The organism is Derxia gummosa DSM 723 (assembly GCF_000482785.1).
Taxonomy (GTDB): Bacteria; Pseudomonadota; Gammaproteobacteria; order Burkholderiales; family Burkholderiaceae_E; genus Derxia; species Derxia gummosa.
On sequence record NZ_AXWS01000015.1, the window covers coordinates 58,866 to 79,705 of the forward strand.

The 20,840-nt window shown below is 73.6% G+C and carries 9 protein-coding genes; 8 read left to right on the forward strand and 1 reads right to left on the reverse strand.

The window, feature by feature from the left end; all coding sequences use genetic code 11:
* The first annotated feature begins 203 nt into the window (after positions 1-203).
* The 5 genes from H566_RS29725 to H566_RS0115795 all read left to right on the forward strand — a co-directional run bounded on the left by H566_RS29725 (position 204) and on the right by H566_RS0115795 (position 9,446).
* Positions 204-1,277, forward strand: a complete 1,074-nt coding sequence (locus H566_RS29725; RefSeq protein WP_245591391.1) for an alcohol dehydrogenase catalytic domain-containing protein — start codon at positions 204-206, stop codon at positions 1,275-1,277.
* A complete protein-coding gene (locus tag H566_RS0115780; RefSeq protein ID WP_028312191.1) occupies positions 1,274-2,965 on the forward strand; it encodes an AAA family ATPase in 1,692 nt (563 codons plus the stop codon). The genes H566_RS29725 and H566_RS0115780 overlap by 4 nt, the downstream gene beginning before the upstream one ends.
* A 211-nt stretch (positions 2,966-3,176) precedes the next feature.
* The gene (locus H566_RS27615) at positions 3,177-6,380 is read left to right on the forward strand and encodes a response regulator (RefSeq protein WP_084545185.1); all 3,204 of its coding nucleotides are present in this window, start codon (positions 3,177-3,179) and stop codon (positions 6,378-6,380) included.
* Between the two features lie 40 nt (positions 6,381-6,420).
* Positions 6,421-9,024, forward strand: a complete 2,604-nt coding sequence (locus tag H566_RS25670) for a ligase-associated DNA damage response DEXH box helicase (RefSeq protein WP_051378856.1) — start codon at positions 6,421-6,423, stop codon at positions 9,022-9,024.
* Positions 9,025-9,209: 185 nt separating this feature from the next.
* Positions 9,210-9,446 (forward strand): hypothetical protein, encoded by a 237-nt coding sequence (locus H566_RS0115795; RefSeq protein WP_028312192.1) that lies wholly within the window; start codon positions 9,210-9,212, stop codon positions 9,444-9,446.
* Between the two features lie 276 nt (positions 9,447-9,722).
* Here the strand turns inward: H566_RS0115795 and H566_RS25675 are convergent, their stop codons facing one another.
* Positions 9,723-11,759: a PQQ-dependent dehydrogenase, methanol/ethanol family gene (locus H566_RS25675; protein WP_084545186.1), complete on the reverse strand. Its 2,037-nt coding sequence runs from the start codon at positions 11,757-11,759 to the stop codon at positions 9,723-9,725.
* Positions 11,760-12,154: 395 nt separating this feature from the next.
* Here H566_RS25675 and H566_RS25680 point away from each other — a divergent pair, with 395 nt between their 5' ends.
* The 3 genes from H566_RS25680 to H566_RS25685 all read left to right on the forward strand — a co-directional run bounded on the left by H566_RS25680 (position 12,155) and on the right by H566_RS25685 (position 20,791).
* Complete coding sequence (locus H566_RS25680) at positions 12,155-19,624, forward strand: hypothetical protein (protein ID WP_051378857.1); 7,470 nt, start codon at positions 12,155-12,157, stop codon at positions 19,622-19,624.
* Between the two features lie 138 nt (positions 19,625-19,762).
* Positions 19,763-20,359 carry a hypothetical protein gene (locus tag H566_RS0115815; protein WP_156924462.1) on the forward strand — a complete coding sequence of 199 codons (597 nt, stop codon included), beginning with the start codon at positions 19,763-19,765 and terminating at the stop codon, positions 20,357-20,359.
* Between the two features lie 105 nt (positions 20,360-20,464).
* Positions 20,465-20,791, forward strand: coding sequence for an FKBP-type peptidyl-prolyl cis-trans isomerase (locus H566_RS25685; RefSeq protein WP_034411998.1), 327 nt, complete (start codon positions 20,465-20,467; stop codon positions 20,789-20,791).
* Positions 20,792-20,840: the final 49 nt, after the last annotated feature.

Here is a 20,840-nt window from a genome sequence, read left to right on the forward strand (position 1 = left end):
GGCGTTCCGGCCGACCGCGAACCCGTCGAGCCGGCGCGCACGCCGGCCGTCATTTCCTCTGGAGGAGACCCATGCAGGCCTACCGCATCCTGTTCGGCGCGGGCATCGACGCCCTCGCGCCCAGCACCGAAACCCCGCGCGCGCCCGGTCCGGGCGAGGTCAGGCTCAAGCTGCACGCCGCCTCGCTCAACTACCGCGATCTCATGGTCGCCACCGGCAGCTACTTCGCGCGCAGCCCCGAGCCGGTCATTCCCTGCTCCGACGGCGCGGGCGAGGTCGTCGAAGTGGGCGCCGGCGTGACGGGCTGGAAGCCGGGCGATCGCGTGTGCGCCAACTTCTTCCCGCACTGGATCTGGCCACCGGCCGAATACACGGTCGGGTCGATGAGGGCGTCGCGCAGGGTGCGGCGCGGCTGGGCGTACCAGTCGTTGTGGCCAGTCTCGTATTCGCTCACGGCTTCGAGGGCGATGCCGCCGCCGCCGCGGTTCCAGTACGACAGCACGCGGCCGGTGGCGTCGGTGCCCGCGTACTTGCCGGCGAAGGCGGCGTCGCGGCCGTCGAAGGCGTCGGGCTCCCACACCGAGTACACGCCGAACCAGTCGGGCCGCGAGTCGAGCAGGCCGCGCAGCTGGGTGTCGAGCTGCTCGCGCGTCGGCTGGCGGCCGGCGCCGCGCGCGGCGGCGAGCTGGGCCGCCATGCCGCGCGCCACGCCGAGGGTGGCGCGCAGGTCGTCGCCCACGTTGGCGGCAAGGCGTTCGGCGTCGAGCGTGGCGCGTTCGAGCGCGGCGTCCTCGGCCATGCGGCCGCCGGCGCGCGCGATGAACAGGCAGGTCACGATCAGGCTGGTGACGGCGCAGGCCACGGCCGCGAGCACCAGCCTCAGGCTGAGCGAACGGCCGCGGCGGCGCCGCGTGACGGGGGCGGCCAGATGCGCGGAAGAGGAGGAGGAAAAGCCTGGTTCGCCGTTCGCGCCGGCGGGCGAGGGGTGGTTCATGGTTCTGGGCCGCGGAGTGGAGGGGACGGCGCCGCCGGTCTGTGCCGGCGTCTGCCGCAGCGCAAAAAATGCCGACTGGAATGCTCGGGCAAAGCCGGCAAATGCGGCGGTGTTACAGCGCAAATCCGGCTCTCGCATCGTGGCAAGACCGCACGGCATGAACCCTGCACTACAGCGCCCGCCGAGGCGCGCGACCTCCTTCACCCGACAAAGCCGACAAAAACCGGCGGCCTTGTCGCGTCCGCGCGCCGCCAACCTCCCTCCGCGCGGAGCCAGCCCATGAAACTCCAGATCGAGCGCGCCCATGCGCTTGCCCTCGTCGAGCAGTTTCCCCATCTCGCCCACCTGAACGACCAGCTCAAGTTCGGCAGCAAGGTCGAGGTCAACTTCAGCCAGATCGGCGCCAGCGAGCTGGCCTTCCTCGGCAACCTGTACGAGCAGGGCGGCCCGACCATGAAGCTGCGCGCGGCCCAGATCGCCACGCTGCACAAGGCTCTGAATGACGACGGCGAGCGCTTCAAGGCCGACGACCTGGAGCAGCTCGTGCCCGCGATCGCGCGCTGGCTCGCCACCGACGCCCAGCGCGGCTGGCTGTTCACCGCGAGCGTCAATTCGCGGCCGCTGCCCTATGTGGTGACGCGCATCGACTTCACGCCCTCGTCCAACGACGAGACCGGCAAGGTCTTCCTGGAGCTGAAGGCGAATGCCAAGGGCACGCTCGCGACGGTGACGCTGCGCATCAACGGCACCGAGATGGCCGACCGCACGGTGGCCGAAATCTTTGCGGCCAAGGGCTACATCCACGAGACGCCGGAGCTGATCGAGGCCTACGACCGCACCACCGAGATCTACTTCGACTGGCGCGCGCGCTACGGCCAGCAGTTCAGCGGCCAGGGCACGGCCTTCTACGCCGAAGATCCCACGAGCACCCACCGCGACACCGACTGGTCGCGCAAGGACGTGGTGGTGCTGAGCACCGGCGGCGGAGCGGCCCGGCTGGTGAATGACGAAGGCATCCTCGCGACCCGCGCGCTCACGCTCGACGCGACCGGCGACATCCTCGGCCCCTACCTCCAGAAGGCGGCCAAGTCCAACCGCTACGACGCCGAGGACGAGGTCAAGGAACTCAAGGACGAGCTGCGCCGCGACCTGTTCACGCAACTGCCCGTCCATCCGCTGATCTTCATGTTCCACCTCGACCTGCACCATTACCTGTGGGTGCATGTGGAGGACATGGCGCTGTACGAATACCAGCCGCTGCTCAAGCAGAAGCTGGTGCTGCCCGAGGAGCAGACCGACCTCATCGACATCCTCACCGCCGAGATGGACGTGCTGATGGACGACATCGTCGCCGGCAAGTCGGGCGGCACGACGGTGCTGTGCGCCGGCCCGGCCGGCGTGGGCAAGACGCTCACCGCCGAGGTGTATTCCGAAATCATCCGCCGGCCGCTCTACCGCGTTCACTCGGGCCAGCTCGGGCTGAACGTGGCGGCGATGGAAACCGCGCTCAAGGACGTGCTGACGCGGGCGCAGCGCTGGGGCGCGGTCATGCTCATCGACGAGGCCGACGTGTACATCCGCCGCCGCGACGACAACATGACCGCCAACGCGGTGGTCGGCGTGTTCCTGCGCGTGCTGGAGTACTTCAACGGGCTGCTCTTCCTCACGACCAACCGTGTCGACGACATCGACGAGGCGATCGTTTCCCGCTGCATCGCGCTCATCAAGTTCAACCCGCCCGACCGCGCGGCGCGCCGCAAGATCTGGGGCGTGATGACCGGCCAGTTCGGCCTCGACGTGGCGCCCGAGCTGCTGGAGCAGCTGTCGGACATCTTCCCGGCCGCGACCGGCCGCGACATCAAGGGTCTGGCCAAGCTCACCGCCAAGTACTGCTCGCACAAGGACTGCGCGCCGACGCTGGAGGTGTTCAAGCGCTGCTCGGTGTTCCGCGGGATGGACCTGGGCGGCTGAGCCGCCGACACCGGCGCGGCGCCGGCCGGGCGCGGTCGGACCGCGTCGGCGACGCGCGGGAGTCCGCCAGCAACACCCGTCCGCGCGGCTGTCCGCGAGATGTAACCGGTGGCGGCTTCGGTCAGCGCGTGGCGGGCCGGGCCGTTGTAAGTTCGTGCCAATCGCGTCGTGACCGCCTGCTATCGGGCGGCGGCGCGCCACGAATCAGGTCATGTCCTCGCCCACCCCAAGCAGCCCGCCGCCCGCGCCCACGCCTCCCACCGGTACCGGCGAGGCCATGGCACGGCTGCTCGCGGCGGGCGGTCACGGCACGGGCGGGCAGGGCGCGGCGGGCGCCGGCGGCGGACAGGGCGGGCCGGACGGCGAGGGCGCGCCAGCCGAGCCGCGTGATCCGCGCGCCGAGATCGCGCGGCGCTTCAATGCGCTGATCGCCGCCGTCTTCATCGTCGGGCTGGTCGCGCTGGGCGGCTACTGGTGGAGCATCGAGCGCTCGATCGACCAGCTGCGCGCCAACACCGTGCGCGACGCGACCGAGTTCGGCCTGAGCCTGTCGCAGGCCGTCGCGGGCAGGGTCGATGCGACGGTGCGCGCGGTGGATGTGGCGCTCCAGTTCCTGAGCCGCCGCCCGCCCGAGCGCAATCCCGATTTCGATGCCGAGGCACGCGCCATCGCGGCGAGCTTCCCGCCCGGCATGCTGGTGCAGATCGGTGTCATCGGCGCCGACGGCAATCTCGCCTATTCCAGCCTGCCGGGCTGGAAGCCGCTGCACCTGGGCGACCGCGAGCATTTCACGGTGCATGCCGATGACAGCACCGACGACCGCCTGTTCATCAGCGCGCCGCTGCTCGGCCGCGTGTCCAACCAGTGGACGGTGCAGTTCTCGCGCCGCATCGACCGCGACGGGCATTTCGACGGCGTGGCGGTGATCTCGCTCGCGCCGGCGGCGCTGTCGGCCCAGCTCGGCGAGATCGGTCTGCCGAAGGGCGATGTGGCGGTGCTCATGCGCAGCGACGGCAGCTTTCTCGCGCGCAACACGGCGGGCGAGGAGGTGCTGGGCCGCAAGGTGCGCGCCGACCGCGAGTTCCTGCGTCCGGACGCGCCCCTGAGCGGCTGGTTCATGAGCCCCGGCACCTTCGACAAGACCGAGCGCATCTACGCCTGGCGCCGGCTGCCCGAGTTCGGGCTGGTGACGACGGTCGGACTCGATACCGCGCGCGTGCTGGCGGGTTCGGAGCGCGCGATGCTGCGCGGCCGGCTGCGCGGGGCCGGCATCACCGTGCTGTTCGTGCTGCTGACGGGCGGCGTGATGCTGCTGCTGTGGCGCGCGCGGCGCGACCAGATCGCGCTGGCCGACAACGCCCAGCTCTACCGCAACCTGTTCGACCGCAACCTGTCGGTCAAGCTCATGGTCGATCCCGAGACCGGCGCCATCGTCGAGGCCAACGCGGCGGCCTGCCGCTTCTACGGCTACACGCACGAGGAGCTGCTCACGCGCCGCATCGGCGACCTCAACACGCTCACGCCCGAACAGATCGCGCGCGAGATGGACGACGCCCGGCGCGAGCGGCGGCGCCAGTTCCGCTTCCGCCACCGCACCGCCTCGGGCCAGCTGCGCGATGTCGAGGTGTACTCGGGGCCGGTCGAGCGCGGCGGCCGCACGCTGCTCTATTCGATCGTGCACGACGTGACCGACCGGCGCCGGCTCGAGGAACGCCTGCGCGCCAGCGAGATGCGCCACCGCACGACCATCGAGCTGCTGGCCGAGGGCGTGCTGGTGTATGGCGCCGACGGCTCGCTGCTGTCGTCGAACGCGGCGGCGCGCACCCTGCTCAATGCCGACGATGCCGCGCTGTCGGCCGGCGACTATTCCCTCGTCAACCGCGACGGCGAGCCGCTCGCGCGCGACGACTATCCGTCGCGCCGCGCGCTGTCGGTGCTGGCCAGCCAGACCCTCGTGGGCGTGCCCCAGCCGGGCGGCGGCCATCGCTGGCTGGCGGTCAACACGCGCCGCCTGCCGCCCGAGATCGACGGCCACATCCCGGGCGCGATCCTGTCCTTCTCCGACGTCACGCGCGTCATCGACATGGAGCAGCAGGCGCTCAAGCTGACCCAGGCGCGCATCGCCGCCGAGGACGCGAGCCGCGCCAAGAGCGAGTTCCTGTCCAACATCAGTCACGAGGTGCGCACGCCGATGAACGCGGTGCTCGGGCTGGTGCGGCAGGCGCTCGCCACCCGGCTCGACGTGCGCCAGCGCGACCTGCTGGTCAACGCCTGGGCGGCGGCGAACGCGCTCATGAGCCTGCTCGACGACCTGCTCGACCTGTCGCGCATCGAGGCCGGACTGTTCGTGGTCGAGCACCGGCCCTTCAGCCTCGACGCGGTGCTGGAGGGCGCCGAATCGATCATCGAGCCGGTGTGCCAGCAGAAGGGGCTGGAGTTCCGCGTGCGCCGCGCCGAGGGCGTGCCCGACGGGCTCGTCGGTGATCCGATGCGGCTCGGCCAGGTGCTGACTAACCTGCTCGGCAACGCGGTCAAGTTCACCGAGCGCGGCGGCGTGAGCCTGCTGTGCGAGCTGGCCACCGACGAGGACGCGGGTACCGCGACCGTGCCGCTGGCAGTCACCGGCCTGCACGGCACGGCGCAGGCCGCGGCCGACTTCGTGGCCGCCGCCCCCGTCGCCGCGGCCGGCACCGACGGCGCCGGCCGCGTGCGCCTGCGCTTCGCCGTGATCGACACCGGCCTGGGCATGACGCCCACGACGGTCGAGCGGCTGTTCAGCCCTTTCAGCCAGGCCGACGGCTCGTCGACGCGCCGGCACGGCGGCAGCGGCATCGGCCTGTCGATCACGCGCCGGCTGGTGCGCCGCATGGGCGGCGACATCGCGGTCGCCAGCTCGCCGGGCATGGGCGCGACCTTCACCGTCACGCTCGCCTTCGGCCTCGCCGATCCGGTGGCCACGCCGGCGCCCGCGCCGCGTCCGCAGGCACCGGCGCCGGTCGTGGTGGAGGCCGACTTCGCGGGCCGACGCGTGCTGCTGGTGGAGGACAACCCGCTCAACCAGCTCGTCGCGGGCGAGATGCTGCGCACCCAGGGCATCGCCTTCGACATCGCCAGCCATGGCGCCGAGGCGCTCGACCGGCTCGCGCTGGCCGAATACGACGCGGTGCTCATGGACGTGCAGATGCCGGTGATGGACGGCTACACCGCCACGCGCGAGCTGCGCCGCAATCCGCGTCTCGCGCGGCTGCCGGTCATCGCGATGACGGCCAACGCGATGGTCGGCGACCGCGAGCGCTGCCTGGCCGCCGGCATGGACGACTACCTCGCCAAGCCGGTCGCGCCCGAGACGCTGTACGAGGCGCTGCGCCGCCAGTTCGCGCGCGTGGCCAGCGACAGCGGCGTGAATGCCGGCTGAGGGCCGCAAGCCGCGTCGGGGCGCGGGCGCGGCACAGGCCATGGCGGACGTCGCCATCGGCACCGCCAGCCCGACCGCGCGCCGGCCGGCCGCCGCCGGCAAGGCCACGCCGTCGGCCTCCCCCGACCCCGCCGCCTGGTTCGCCGCGCGCGGCTGGAAGCCCTTCGCCTTCCAGCGCGAGGTGTGGGCCGCGATCGCCGCCGGCCGCTCCGGCCTGCTGCACGCCACCACCGGTGCCGGCAAGACCTACGCCGTCTGGCTCGGCGCGCTCGCGGCCTTCGGCGCCGACGCGGGCGCCAACACGGTGCTCTGGATCACGCCGATGCGCGCCCTCGCGGCCGACACCACGCGTGCCCTGACCGACGCCGCCACCGCCCTCGTGCCCGGCTGGCGCCTCGGCGCGCGCACCGGCGACACCGGCAGCGCCGAGCGCGCCCGGCTCGATCGCAAGCCGCCGCAGGCCCTCGTCACCACGCCCGAATCGCTCACCCTGCTGCTCACCCGCGCCGACGCGCGCGAGCAGCTCGGCCGCGTGCGCATGGTGGTGGTGGACGAATGGCATGAACTCATGGGCAACAAGCGTGGCGTGCAGGTGCAGCTCGCGCTCGCGCGGCTCGCGCGCTGGAATCCCGCGCTCGTCGTGTGGGGGCTGAGCGCGACGCTCGGCAATCTCGACACGGCGCGCGCGGCGCTGCTGTGGCCGCTGCGCGGGCGCGAGCCGGCGCCGCCCGCGCAGCGTCGCCCGCGCGGCAGGGCCGCCGAGGCCGGCGCGGCCACCGCGGCGGGCGCGCCCGACACGCCTGATGCGCCCACGGCCATCCCCGGCGTGCTCGTGCAGGGCGAGCTGCCCAAGCGGCTCGTCATCGACACCCTCATCCCGGCGCAGATCGAGCGCTTTCCGTGGGGCGGCCACCTCGGCACCCGCATGCTCGAACCCGTCGTGCGCGAGCTGGACGCCGCCGCCACCTCGCTCGTCTTCACCAACACGCGCAGCCAGGCCGAGATCTGGTATCAGGCCCTGCTCGACGCGCGGCCCGACTGGGCCGGCCTCATCGCCCTGCATCACGGCTCGCTCGACAAGGAGATCCGCGACTGGGTCGAACTCGGGCTGAAGGAAGGGCGGCTCAAGGCCGTGGTGTGCACCTCCAGCCTCGACCTCGGCGTGGACTTCCTGCCGGTCGAGCGGGTGTTGCAGATCGGCTCGCCCAAGGGCGTCGCGCGGCTGCTGCAACGCGCGGGCCGCTCGGGCCACGCGCCGGGGCGGCCGAGCCGCGTCACGCTCGTGCCGACCCAGGCGCTGGAACTCGTCGAGGCCGCCGCCGCGCGCGAGGCCGCGCTCGCGCGCCGGGTCGAGCCGCGCGCCGCGCCGGCCAAGCCCATCGACGTGCTCGTGCAGCATCTCGTGAGCATGGCGCTCGGCGGCGGCTTCACGCCCGACGAGATGTTCGAAGAGGTGCATTCTGCGTACAGCTTTCGGGAGCTGACGCGCGCGGAGTTCGACTGGGCGCTCGGCTTCGTCGAGGGCGGCGGCCTGTCGCTCGCGGCCTATCCGGAGTACCACCGCATCGCGCGCGACGACGCGGGCATCTATCGCGTGCCGTCGGCGCAGATCGCGCGGCGGCATCGCATGAGCGTCGGCACCATCGTGAGCGACGCGATGATCAGCGTGAGCTGGCTCAGCGGCGGGCGCATCGGCAGCATCGAGGAACGCTTCATCGCCTTCCTCAAGCCGGGCGACGCCTTCGTGTTCGCGGGCCGGGTGCTGGAGCTGGTGCGCGTGCAGGCCATGACCGCCTACGTGCGCAAGGCCACCAAGAGCAAGGGCGTCGTGCCGCAATGGGCCGGCAGCAAGATGCCGCTGTCGAGCGAACTGGCCGACGCCGCCCTGCAAGCCATTGCACGCGCCCACGCCGGCGACCTGCGCGAGCCGGAACTCGCCGCCGTCAAGCCGCTGCTCGACCTCCAGCAGCGCTGGTCGGCGCTGCCCGAGCCGGGCCATCTGCTGTGCGAGACCTTCCGCTCGCGCGAGGGCCATCACTTCCTCTGCTATCCGTTCGCGGGGCGCATGGTGCACATCGGTCTCGGCTCGCTGCTCGCCTGGCGCGCCGCGCGCCATCGCGCCGACAGCTTCTCGATCTCGATGAACGACTACGGCTTCGAGCTGCTGTCGGCCGAGCCTTTCGACTGGCGTTCGCTCATCGACGGCGGGCTGTTCTCGCCCGACGGGCTGATGGACGACGTGCTCGAATCGCTCAACGCGAGCGAGCTGGCGCGGCGGCGCTTCCGCGAGATCGCGCGCATCTCGGGGCTCGTGTTCACCGGCTATCCCGGGGCGCCCAACAGCGCGCGCCAGGTGCAGGCCTCGGCCGGACTTTTCTACGAAGTGTTTCGCAAGCACGATCCGGCCAACCTGCTGCTGGCCCAGGCCGAGGCCGAGGCGCTGAGCCAGGAACTGGAACTCGACCGGCTGCGCGCCGCGCTCGAACGCATGAGCGCGCTGCCGGTGGTGCTGACCGCGCCGCCGCGCCCCACGCCCTTCGCGTTTGCCCTCATGGTGGAGCGCCTGCGCGAGTCGTTATCGACCGAGAAGCTCGCCGACCGCGTCGCCCGCATGCTGCGCGAACTGGAAGCGGCGGCGGGCTGAGCCACCCGCGCGGGCGAGGACAGGCACAACCGAGCGGGTGCCCTTGTAGGAAATCTTCTGACGCAAAACACAGAAGGCAGCCGTCTAAAGTTTTTGCGCGCGGCGGTTCACAGTGCAGTCCATGGTCATCGCTGCTGATGGCCGCAGACCAGATCGCACCGATCACAGGAAATCAGGAGCCCGCCATGAACCGCAACCAAGCCGCCAGCAACGACACCCTGCCGCTGACCTCGCCTTTCGCCCAGATGATTCCGGCCCTCGCGCGCCAGATCTGCGAACGCGGCGACGCGCTCAAGCTGCCGCGCAAGCAGTACTCGCCGCTCTCGCGCGGCGTCGCCTTCCAGTACAAGGAGATCGACGACGCGATCGACCGCGAGTTCGAGGCCAGCGCCAAGGCGGCGCGGCGCGCGGTTGCGGCCTGACCCGCATTCCTCCGCGATCGGAGCCGCGCGACGGGCGTGGCGCCGGGCCTGGGCAGCACGGTCTGCCAGCCATGGTGCCGGGCGCGTCCCCCGGGACTCGTGATCGATGTTTCAGCCGGCGGCGGAAGGACGCTCCGCCACCGGCCGGCGGCGACCTTCGGGTCGCCGCTTTCGTTTGTGCGGGCGCCATCGAGCGTGCCGCCCGGACCGCCCCGGCTCGCGCCCCGATGCAGCCGCGCCCGGTGACGATCGCGGCCCGTCACCGCGGCGGCGTCGTCACTCCGGCAGCGCGAACACCACGAATTCGCCTTCGCCCGGGGGCAGCGGCTTCGCGTCGGCGGCGAGCCGGCCGATGCCGTCGGCATCCGCCGCCAGTCCGCCCGCGCCGCTGAACACGCCCACGTACTGCCGGCCGCGCCATTCCCAGCTGGTCACGCTGCCCACCACGCCCGAACCGAGGCGCGGCGAGGTCCAGAGCACGCGGCCGTCGCGCGCGTCGAAGGCCTTGAGATAGCCGTCGAGCGTGCCGGCGAACACGAGGCCGGATGCCGTGGACAGCACGCCGCCCCACAGCGGCAGCGGCTCGTCATGGGTCCAGCGCGGCTTGCCGGCGAGCACGTCCCAGGCGAGCAGGGCGCCGGGCGAGGCGAGGGCGGGCGCGGCGCGCGGCGCGCTCGCGGCCGATGTGGCGGAGCCGTCGCCCGAATCCGAGCCGTCGCCCGAGCTGTCGCCTGAACCCAGACCCGCGCCAGCCGCTGGCGCGCGCCTGAGCGTATAGCTCGCGCCGATCCACGGCTGGCCGGCGGCGTAGTCGGCGGCGAAGGCTTCCATGTCCATGCACAGCCGGATCATCGGCACGAAGGCCAGGCCGCGCGCCGGGTCGAGGCTGGCGGGCGCCTGGTTCTTGGCGCCGATCGCGGCGGGGCAGATGTTGCTGACGGTCGTGTCCTCGCCCGCGTGCTGGAGCGATTTCGCGGGATCGACCTCGGGCCGGCCCGAGCGCGCGTCGATGCGCGTCGCCCAGTTGGCGGCCGGGTCGAAGCGGTCGGCGCGCACGAGGGCGCCGGTCTCGCGGTCGAGCACATAGGCCCAGCCGTTGCGGTCGAAGTGCGCGAGCAGCGGCCGGCGCGCCGGCGGCGGGCCGTCGAACAGCATCGACTCGTTGACGCCGTCGTAATCCCATTCGTCATGCGGCGTGAGCTGGAACACCCAGCGCACGCGGCCGCTGCGCAGGTCGCGCGCCCAGAGCGCGTTGGTCCAGCGGTTGTCGCCGGGGCGCTGCCGCGGATTCCACGTGCCCGGATTGCCGCTGCCGTAAATGACGAGGCCGCGCTTCGCGTCGAAGCTGAAGCCGCCCCAGGTCGTGCCGCCGCCGAGCTTCCAGGCCTCGCCCTGCCAGCTTTGCAGCGAGGAGTCGGGGCCGACCGGGCGCGCGGCGCCGTCGCGCCAGCTGAGCGTGCGGTCGGGATCGACGAGCAGATCGGCGTCCGGGCCGGTGCTGTATCCGCGCCAGAGGTGGCGGCCGCTGCGCAGGTCGTAGGCGTCGAGATGGCCGCGCACGCCGTATTCGCCGCCCGCGATGCCGGCGATGACCACGTCGCCGAAGACGCGCGGCGCGCCGCTGCTGCTGGCGCCGCTGGCCGGGTCGTCGAGTTGCGCGCGCCAGCGTTCGGCGCCGGTCGCCGCGTCGAGCGCGATGAGGCTGGCGTCGGCGGTGGCGACGATGACGGTGCCGGCATCGCGGCGGCCGGCGCGCGTCGCGGCTCGGGCCTCGGCCGGGGCCGCCGCTGGCGGTGCCCACGCCAGCCCGCGATTGACCGTGTCGCAGCACATGCGGCCGGGCGCGGATTCGTCCTGCTTGGGCGTGTAGGTCCAGCGCCGGCGCCGCGTGGCGAGGTCGAGCGCGATGACGCGGTTGGGCCAGGGCGTGACCATCCAGAGCGTGTCGCCCGCGATCACCGGCTCGCCTTCGTGGCCGCGCGTCGCGCCGGTGGCGAAGCGCCAGGCCGGCGCGAGCCGCGCGACGTTGGCGGGCGTGATCCGCGCGAGCGGGGAGTGGCGCCGCGCGGCGGGGTCGGCCGAGGGCGTGGCCGCAGGTGCGGCGCCCGGCGTGGCAGCGTCCGCCGGGCGCGCGGCCGTGGCGCCGGCAGGGACGCCAGGAGCGGCGGAGGTGGCGCCGGTAGCGGAGGTGGCAAAGGCGGCGGAGGTGGCGAAGGCGGCGGAGGTGGCGGAGGTGGCGGAGGTGGCGGCGTCGGGAGCCGCGCTCGCCAGCAGCGCGGCCAGCAGCATCGGAACGGGGCGGAAGGCGGTCATGGCCGCGACGCTAGCACCGCCGTCCGTCGCCGCCGCGCCGAGGGCAAGTCAGGTCTGCGGAATGCCGCCCGACCGTTCGTTCCGCGCCCCGGCGGCGCGGACGGCGCCGCTTGCCACGATGCGGCCGCGCGCGCCCCGTTCGATGGCGCGGCTTTCCCACATCCCGACCGTCGGCGGGCTTCTCAGGCGTGCTGGCGATGTTCCGCTCCTGACGGCGGCGCGCCAGAAAACTTGAGCGCGATGACCCGGCGTTTTCCATCGCAGCTCGCCCGCTTCTGGATGTAAGTCGGCACTTAGCCTCCGAGCCTGACCAAATTGGGTCCAGGCAGCGCGTTTCCATCGTGGGAGGGGCGCGACGCCGACCGCCTGCGCGGCAAGGACCCCCGGAGAACAAGATGGCCTCGCTCATCACCTCGATGTCCACCGCGCAGATCGCGGCGCTGTCCACCGCCTCGATCGCCCGCCTCGGTACCGCCGACTGGCGCGCCTTCAGCACCGCGCAGATCGCCGCGCTCACCTCGGCCCAGATCGCCGCGATTCCCACCTCGGGGATGGCCTCGCTCACCAATGCCGTGGTCGCCGCGCTGACGACGGCCCAGCTGCCGTCCTTCGGCACCGCCCAGCTGCGCGCGCTGACGCCGTCGCAGACCGCCGCGCTCACCAGCGCCCAGACGGTGGCGCTCACCACCGCGCAGGTGGCCGGCCTCACCAATGCCCAGATCGCCGCGCTGCCCACGGCCGACATCGCGGCGCTCACGACCGACCAGGTCGCCGCGCTGAGTTCGAGCCAGACGCTGTCGCTCACCACGGCGCAGATCGTCGCGCTCGACACCGACGCGCTGGCCGCGCTCACCACGGCCCAGGTGGCGGCGCTGACGGTGGCCCAGCTCGCCGCCTTTGCCACCGGCGACATCGCCGCGCTCACCACCGCCCAGATCGCCGCGCTCACCACGGTGCAGGCGCGCGCGCTGACCAATGCGCAGATGGGCGCGCTCACCACCGACCAGGTGGCCGCGCTCACCAGCGCCGACCTGCGCGCGCTGAGCGCGACCCAGGTCGGCGCCATCACCACGGCCGGCGTGGCCGCGCTCACCACCGACCAGATCGTCGCGCTCGGCACGGCCGGCGCGCGCGCCCTCACCAACGGCCAGATGGGCGCGCTCACCACCGACCAGGTGGCCGCGCTCGGCACCGCCCAGGTGGCCGGCATGCTGCCATCGCAGATCGCGGCGCTCGGCACGGCCCAGGCCGCCGCGCTCACCACGGCCCAGATCGCCGCGCTGCTGCCGGCCCAGACCGTGCTGCTGCCGACCGCGACGATGGCCGCGCTCACCACGGCGCAGATCGTCGCCCTCACCACGGCCCAGGTGCGCGCGATGACGGGCAGCCAGCTCGCCGCGCTCGACACCGACCAGATCGCCGCGCTCGCCACCGACGACCTGCGTTCCCTCACCAACACCACGCTGGCCGCGCTCACCGCCACCCAGGCGCCGGCGCTCGGCACGGCGCAGTTGCAGGCGCTGCTCAGTTCGCAGCTGCCGGCCCTCGGCACCGCCGCGCTGGCCGCGCTCACCACGACGCAGATCGCCGCGCTCACCACCGGCCAGATGCTCGCGCTGACCTCGGCCCAGCTGGTCGCGCTCACCACCGACCAGACGGCCTCGCTCACCACCGCGCAGGTGGCGGCGCTCACCGCCGCGCAGATCGTCGCGGTCGCCACCGACGACATGGCCGCGCTCACCACCGCGCAGGTGGCGGCGCTGACGCTGGCCCAGGCGCGCGCCCTCACCACGGCCCAGGTGCACGCGCTGACGAGCACCCAGGTGGCCGCGCTCACCACGGCCGACCTCGCCGGCCTGAACGTGGTCCAGATCGCCGCCATCGGCACCGACGACATCGGCGCGCTCACCACCGCGCAGGTGGCCGCGCTCACCGCCGCCCAGGCGCGCGGCATGACCACCGCCCAGCTCGCCGAACTCGGCACCGACCAGATCGTCGCGCTCGGCACGGCCCAGCTCGCCGGCCTGACCGGCGCCCAGGTGACGGCGCTCGGCACCGCCAATCTCGCGGCGCTCACCACCGGCCAGATCACCGCGCTGACGGCGCTCCAGGCCGCGGCGCTCGGCACGGCCGACATCGCCGCGCTCACCACCGCCCAGGTGGCGGCGCTCACCAGCACCCAGGTGGCGGCGCTCACCACGGCCGCCGTGCATGCGCTCGACGCGACCCAGATCGCCGAACTCACCACGACCGCCGTGGCCGCGCTCACCTCCACCCAGATGAACGCGCTCACCACCGCCCAGGTGGCCGCGCTCACGACGGCCCAGGTGGCGGCACTGCGCAACAGCCAGCTTTCGATGCTCGGCACCGATGACGTGGTGGCGCTCGGCACCGGCCAGGTGGCCGCGCTCACCACGGCGCAGATGGCCGCCTTCGGCACCGCCGCGATCGCCGCCTTCACCACCGACCAGATCGCCGCGCTGCCCACCAACCGCATCGCCGCGCTCAGCGCGACCCAGGTCGGCGCGCTCACCACGGCCGACGTGGCGGCGCTTTCCACCGGCCAGCTGCGCGCGCTCAACGCGGGCCAGCTCGCGGCCCTGACCACCGCCGGCATCGCCGCGCTCGACACGGCCCAGGCCGCCGCGCTCACCACCACGCAGCTGCCGGCGCTGCGCACCAACCAGATTTCGGCGCTCGCCACCGATGCCGTCGCCGCGCTCGGCACCGCCCAGCTCGCGGTGCTGACGCCCGCGCAGATGACGGCCTTCGGCACGGCCCAGATCGCGGCGCTCACCACCACCCAGCTGCCGGCGCTGAGCAATGCCCAGACGGTGGCGCTCACCACCGCCGCGCTGGCCGCGCTCACCACCGATCAGGTGGTGGCGCTGCGCACCGGCCAGGTGGCCGCGCTCACCAATGTGCAGGTGGCGGCGCTCACCACGGCCGAGGTCGGCGCGCTCACCACCGCCCAGGTGCAGGCGCTGACCAATTCGCAGATCGGCGCGCTGCGCACCGCCCAGGTGGCCGCGCTCGACACCGCGCAGGTGGCGGCGCTCGGCACCGGCCAGGTGGCCGCGCTCACCACGGCGGCCATCGTCGCGCTCACGACCGACCAGGTCGCGGCGCTCACGACCACGGCCTTCGCCGCGCTCACCGCCACCCAGATCCGCGCCCTCGCCACCGATGACGCCGCCGCGCTCACCACCGCCCAGGTGGCGGCGATGTCGTCGGCGCAGGCGGTGGCGCTTACCAATGCCAGCCTGGCCCAGATCGGCACGGCCCAGGTCGCGGCGCTCGGCACCGCGGCGCTGCGCGCGCTGCTGCCGGCCCAGGTCGGCGCGCTCACGACCGACCAGGTCGCGGCGCTCACCACCGGCCAGATCGCCGCGCTCACCTCGGCCCAGATGACGTCCTTCGGCACCGCCGACGTGGCCGCGCTCACCACCGCCCAGGTGGCCGCGCTTGGCACGGGCCAGATCCCGGCGCTGACCAGCGCGGGCATCCACGCGATGAGCACCGACCAGATCGCCGCGCTCGGCACGGCCCAGATCGCCGCGCTCAACACGGTGCAGGTGCTCGGCATCGGCACGGCGGCGGCCGCCGCGCTCGGCACGGCGCAGATCGTCGCGCTCGGCACGGCCAAGCTGGCGGCGCTCGGCACCGCCAACATCGCCGCGCTGTCCACCGACCAGGTGCATGCCTTCACGACCGACCAGGTGCGCGCGCTGACCACGGCGCAGATCGTCGCGCTCGACACCGCGCAGATCGAGACGCTCACCGCGGCCCAGGTCGGCGCGCTGACGGCGCCGCAGGTCGGCGCCCTCGCCACCGGCGACGTGATCACGCTCGCCACCGACCGCATCGCCGCGCTCGGCAGCGCGCAGATCGCCGCGCTCGGCACCGCCAACGCCGCCGCGCTCACCACCACGCAGATCGGCGCGCTCACCACCGCCCAGATGCTGGCGCTGACCTCGCTGCAACTGCCGGCGCTCACCACCGACCAGATCGCCGCGCTCGGCACGGCCCAGATCGCCGCGCTCACGGTGCCGCAGGTGATCGCGCTCACCGGCACCCAGCTCGCGGCCATCCCGACAGCCGGCATCGCCGCGATGACGACGGCCCAGCTGCTGTCCTTCACCACCGCCGACATCGTCTCGCTCGGCAGCGACCAGATCGGCGCGCTCACCACCGCCCAGCTCGTGGCGCTGACGCCGGCCCAGGTCGGCGCCTTCGGCACCGACGACATCGGCGCGCTCGGCACGGCCCAGGTCGCGGCCTTCACGACGGCGCAAGTGGCGGCGCTGCCGACGGCCGACGTGCATGCGCTCGGCACCGACCAGCTCGTCGCGCTCGGCGCCACGCGGCTGGCGGCGATGACCACCGCGCAGATCGGCGCGCTCGACACCGCCCAGGTGGCGGCGCTCACCACGGCCCAGGTCGCGGCCATCACCACGGCGCAGATGGCCGCCATCAGCACGACCGACATCGGCGCGATGAGCACCGACCAGATCGCCGCGCTCACCAGCAACCAGGCACGCGTGCTGACCACGGCGCAGATCGCCGCCTTCGGCACCGACCAGATCGCCGCGCTCACCAGCGCCGACCTGCGCGCGCTGCTGCCGGCCACCTTCCAGGCGCTGACGACGGCCCAGGTGGCGGCGCTCGGCACCGCCCAGGTGGCGGCGCTGACGGCGGCCCAGGTGCCGCTGCTCGGCACGGCCCAGCTCGGCGCGCTCGACACCGCCCAGCTCGTGGCGCTCGGCACCGCGCAGGTGGCCGCCTTCACGACGGCCCAGGTGGCGGCGCTCGGCACCGACCAGATCGCCGCGCTCACCACGGCCCAGATCGGCGCGCTGACCCAGCCGCAGACCGTGGCCATCACCACCGCCGACATCGCGGCGCTGACCACGGCCCAGGTGGTCGCGCTCACGACCAACCAGGTCAAGGTGCTCACCAACGCCCAGCTCGGCGCGCTCGATACCGCCCAGATCGCGGCGATGGAGACGGTCGATCTGCGCAGCCTGTCCAACAGCCAGGTCGCGGCCATCGCCACCGACGGCATCGCCGCGCTCGGCACGGCCCAGGTGGCGGCGCTGCTCGCCAGCCAGGTCACGGCGCTCACCACCGCGCAGGTGGCGGCGCTCGGCACGGCCCAGGCCGCCGCGCTCACGACCGGCCAGCTCATCGGCATGACCACAGCGCAGATCGCCGCGCTCGGCACCGACAACCTCGCCGCGCTCGGCACCGCCCAGGTGGCGGCGCTGACGACGGCCCAGGTGGCCTCGCTCACCTCGGGCGCGGCGGCGGCGCTCACCACCGCGCAGATCGGCGCGCTCACGACGGCCCAGGTCGGCGCGCTCGCCACCGGCGTCATCGCCAACCTGGCCGACACCCAGGTCGGTGCGCTCGGCACGGCGCAGATCGGCGCGCTCAAGCCGAACCAGATCGGCGCGCTCGCCACCGCCACCGTGGCCGCGCTCACCACCACGCAGTTGCAGGCGCTGGCCTCGGCCCAGGTGGCCGCGCTCAGCACCGGCGCCGTGGGCGCGCTCACCACGGCCCAGGTCGTGGCGCTCACCAGCGTCCAGATGCGCGCGCTGACCACGGCGCAGATCGGCGCCTTCGACACCGCCCAGGTCGCCGCGATCGAGACCGCCGACCTCGCCGCGCTCGCGCCGGCCAGCGTCGCGGCCTTCACCAGCACCCAGACCGCCGCCTTCACGACGGCGCAGATCGCGGCGCTGAGCGGCCCGCAGATCACCTCGCTCACCACCGACGCCTTCGCCGCGCTGACCACGGCGCAGATCGCCGCGCTCGGCACGGCCCAGGTGCTGGCGCTCAACACGCGCCAGATCGCCGCGCTCACCACCGACGAGGCCGGCGCGCTCAGCACCGCCCAGATCGCCGCGCTGACGGCGGCCCAGATCGCCAGCGTCGGCACCGCCGCGCTCGGCGCGCTCGACACCGCGCAGATCGCCGCGCTCAGCACCGGCCAGACCCGCGCCCTCACCACGGCCCAGCTCGCCGCGCTCGGCACCGACCAGATCGCCGCCTTCGACACCGCCGACATCGCGGTGCTGGCCGTCTCCTCGATGGCCGCGCTCACCACCGCGCAGATCGCCGCACTCACCACCGCCCAGGTGGTGGCGCTGAGCGCCCAGCAGGTGGGTGCGCTCGGCACCGCGCAGGTCGCGGCCATGACCACGGCGCAGATCGCCGCGATCGAGACCATCGACCTGCGCGCCCTCGGCGCGGCGGCGCTCGTGGCGCTCGGCACCGACCAGGTGGTCGCGCTCACCACGGGCCAGGTCGCGGCGCTGACGGCCGCGCAGGCGGCGGCGCTCGCCACCGACGACGTGGCCGTGCTCACCACCGACCAGATCGGCGCGCTCGGCACCGCCCAGCTCGCGGCGCTCACCACCGCCCAGATCGACGCGCTCACCACCGCCCAGCTCGCCGGCCTCACCACCGCCGAGATGGCCGCGCTCACCTCGGCCCAGGTGGTCGCCTTCGGCACCGACGACGTGCTCGCGTTCGGCACCGCCCAGCTCGCCGCGCTCTCGCTCAACGGCGTGCGCGCGCTCGAAACCGCCGACATGGCCGCGCTCACCAGCGACCAGGTGGCCGCCTTCGGTACCGCGCAGCTCGTGGCCCTGAGCACGGCCCAGCTCGCGGCCGTGGACACCGCCGCCATCGCCGGCCTCGGCACGGCGCAGATCGCCGCGCTCACCACGCTGCAGGTGGGCGGCCTGACCACGGCGCAGATCGGCGCGCTCACCACGGCCGAATTCGCCGCGATGACGTCGAGCCAGATCGCCGCGCTCGGCACCGCGCAGGTGGTGGCCATCGGCACCGCCGACATCGCCGCGCTCACCACGGTCCAGGCGCATGCGCTCACCACCGCGCAGATCGCCGCGCTCACCACCGACCAGGTGGTCGCGCTCGGCACCGACGCCATCGCCGCGATGACGATGACGCAATCGAGCGCCTTCACCGGCACCCAGATCGCCGAGATGAGCGTGAGCCAGCTCGACGCGCTGATCGCCACCTCGCCCGTGGTGCTCGACCTCGACGGCAACGGCGTGACCACGCTCGCCGCCGAGGCCGGCGTGAGCTTCGACCTCAACGCCACCGGCCATGCGCATCAGGTGGGCTGGGTCTCGGCCACCGACGGCCTGCTGGTGCGCGACCTGAACGGCGACGGCGTCATCAACGACGGCCGCGAGCTGTTCGGCAGCGCCACGCCGCTGGCCGACGGCAGCCGCGCCGGCAACGGCTACAACGCGATGGCCGCGCTCGACAGCAACCACGACGGCAAGCTCAGCGGCGCCGACGCGGCCTGGAACGAACTGCGCGTGTGGATCGACGCCAACGGCGACGGCAAGAGCGCCGCGAGCGAACTCGTGACGCTGGCCCAGCTCGGCATCACCGCGCTCGACCTGCATGCCAGCACCGGCACCACCGTCGACCACGGCAACCTGCTCGGACTCGAATCGAGCTACACGACGGCCGACGGCGCCTCGCATGCGATGGCCGACGTGTGGTTCGCGCGGGCCACGGGCACGGCGGCTTCCGCCACGCCGGCCGGCGTGGCGGCGGCGACGGTCGCGGCGGCCGCCGCGCATGACGCGACGGCGCACGACGCTCAGACGGGCGCTGGCGGCACGGCTGGCATCCCGGCCGATGCCGGCGCGCCGGCCGGCCACGCCACGCCTGCGCTCGCCGACCTGCTCGCCGCGCCGGGCAGCCTGGGCGGCGGACTCGATGCGGTGGCCGCCGGCCATGCGCATGCGGCGGTGGTCGGCGGCGTCGTGGCCAGCGCCACGCTGATCGAGGAGCAGAAGCATCTGCCGCTGATCTGACCGGTGGCGGGCGTATCGTCGCGGGCCGTCCCGAACCGCCCGCCCGAGATGCGCCTTCGATCCCTTCGCCTTCTTGCCCGCGCGGCGCTCGCCGCTTGCCTGGGCGCGCTCGCCTGCCCGCCGGCCGGTGCGGGCGCCGTGCCCGCCGTGCTGCTGCCGGGCAGCTATCCGGCCGACCAGGCCCCGGCCCGGCCGGGTGACGGCTGGTTTGCGCTGAACGCGCCCGACGAAGGCTGGCAACTCGTGCGCGTGAAGCTGCGGCCGGCCCGCATCGACAAGGGGCCGGGCGAGCCGCCCGGCGTGCGCATTCCCGACCGACCCGCCGGTGTGCTGGTCTTCGTGCGGCAGGCGGGGCTGACGGCCGGCAAGGTCCGGACGCCGGCATTGGACTTCCGCGCCGGCACGCTCGCCTTCGAGGCCGCCGCGCCGCTGCGGCTGCCCTTCGACGGGCGCGACTACCGAATCGACGTGGCCGATGGCCGCCCGCGCCTGCGGCTCGATGACCGCGTCACGCCACTCGACGGCCTGAGCGTGGGCGAGTCCGCCCCGGGCAGCGACTACCTGTCGTCAGCCAGCCTGCTGTGGGCCGGCGATCTGGATCGCGATGGCCGGCTCGATCTGCTGGTCGCGCACGACAGCCTCAACCGCAACGGCGTCTGCCTCTTCCTGTCGTCGCGCGCGGCGCCCGGGCAGCTGGTCGGTCGTGCCGGTTGCCACGATCTCGCCGGTTGCTGAGGCAGCGAGGCCGGGGGGCGGTGCCCGCTCGGCCGCGACGGTGCCGGCGGCGGGGCGCCGGCCGCGCATAATCGCCGGCCCCAAACCCCAACGAAAGGACGCGCCATGGGCGTCGAAATCGAGGTCGTCACCGAAGGCGACGGCAAGACCTTCCCGGCCAAGGGCCAGACCGTGATCGTCCATTACACCGGCACGCTGCTCGACGGCACGAAGTTCGACAGCTCGCGCGATCGCAACCAGCCCTTCCAGTTCGTGATCGGCATGGGCTCGGTCATCCGCGGCTGGGACGAGGGCGTGGCCAAGCTGTCGGTCGGCACGCGCGCCAAGCTCACCTGCTCGCCCGACTACGCCTACGGCTCGCGCGGCTTCCCGGGCGTGATCCCGCCCAATTCGACGCTGGTGTTCGATGTGGAGCTGCTCGGCGTGCGCTGAGCGACATGCGCCGGGCGCGGGCCGCTGGCTCCGCGACTGGCGCGCCACC

Bases quoted from the DNA above. Each gene is read 5' to 3' on its own strand.
- H566_RS25685 (WP_034411998.1), top strand. From the start codon at position 20,465: ATGGGCGTCGAAATCGAGGTCGTCACCGAAGGCGACGGCAAGACCTTC.
- H566_RS25670 (WP_051378856.1), top strand. From the start codon at position 6,421: ATGGCGGACGTCGCCATCGGCACCGCCAGCCCGACCGCGCGCCGGCCG.
- H566_RS29725 (WP_245591391.1), top strand. From the start codon at position 204: ATGGTCGCCACCGGCAGCTACTTCGCGCGCAGCCCCGAGCCGGTCATT.
- H566_RS25680 (WP_051378857.1), top strand. From the start codon at position 12,155: ATGGCCTCGCTCATCACCTCGATGTCCACCGCGCAGATCGCGGCGCTG.
- H566_RS0115780 (WP_028312191.1), top strand. From the start codon at position 1,274: ATGAAACTCCAGATCGAGCGCGCCCATGCGCTTGCCCTCGTCGAGCAG.
- H566_RS27615 (WP_084545185.1), top strand. From the start codon at position 3,177: ATGTCCTCGCCCACCCCAAGCAGCCCGCCGCCCGCGCCCACGCCTCCC.
- H566_RS25675 (WP_084545186.1), bottom strand. From the start codon at position 11,759: ATGACCGCCTTCCGCCCCGTTCCGATGCTGCTGGCCGCGCTGCTGGCG.
- H566_RS0115795 (WP_028312192.1), top strand. From the start codon at position 9,210: ATGAACCGCAACCAAGCCGCCAGCAACGACACCCTGCCGCTGACCTCG.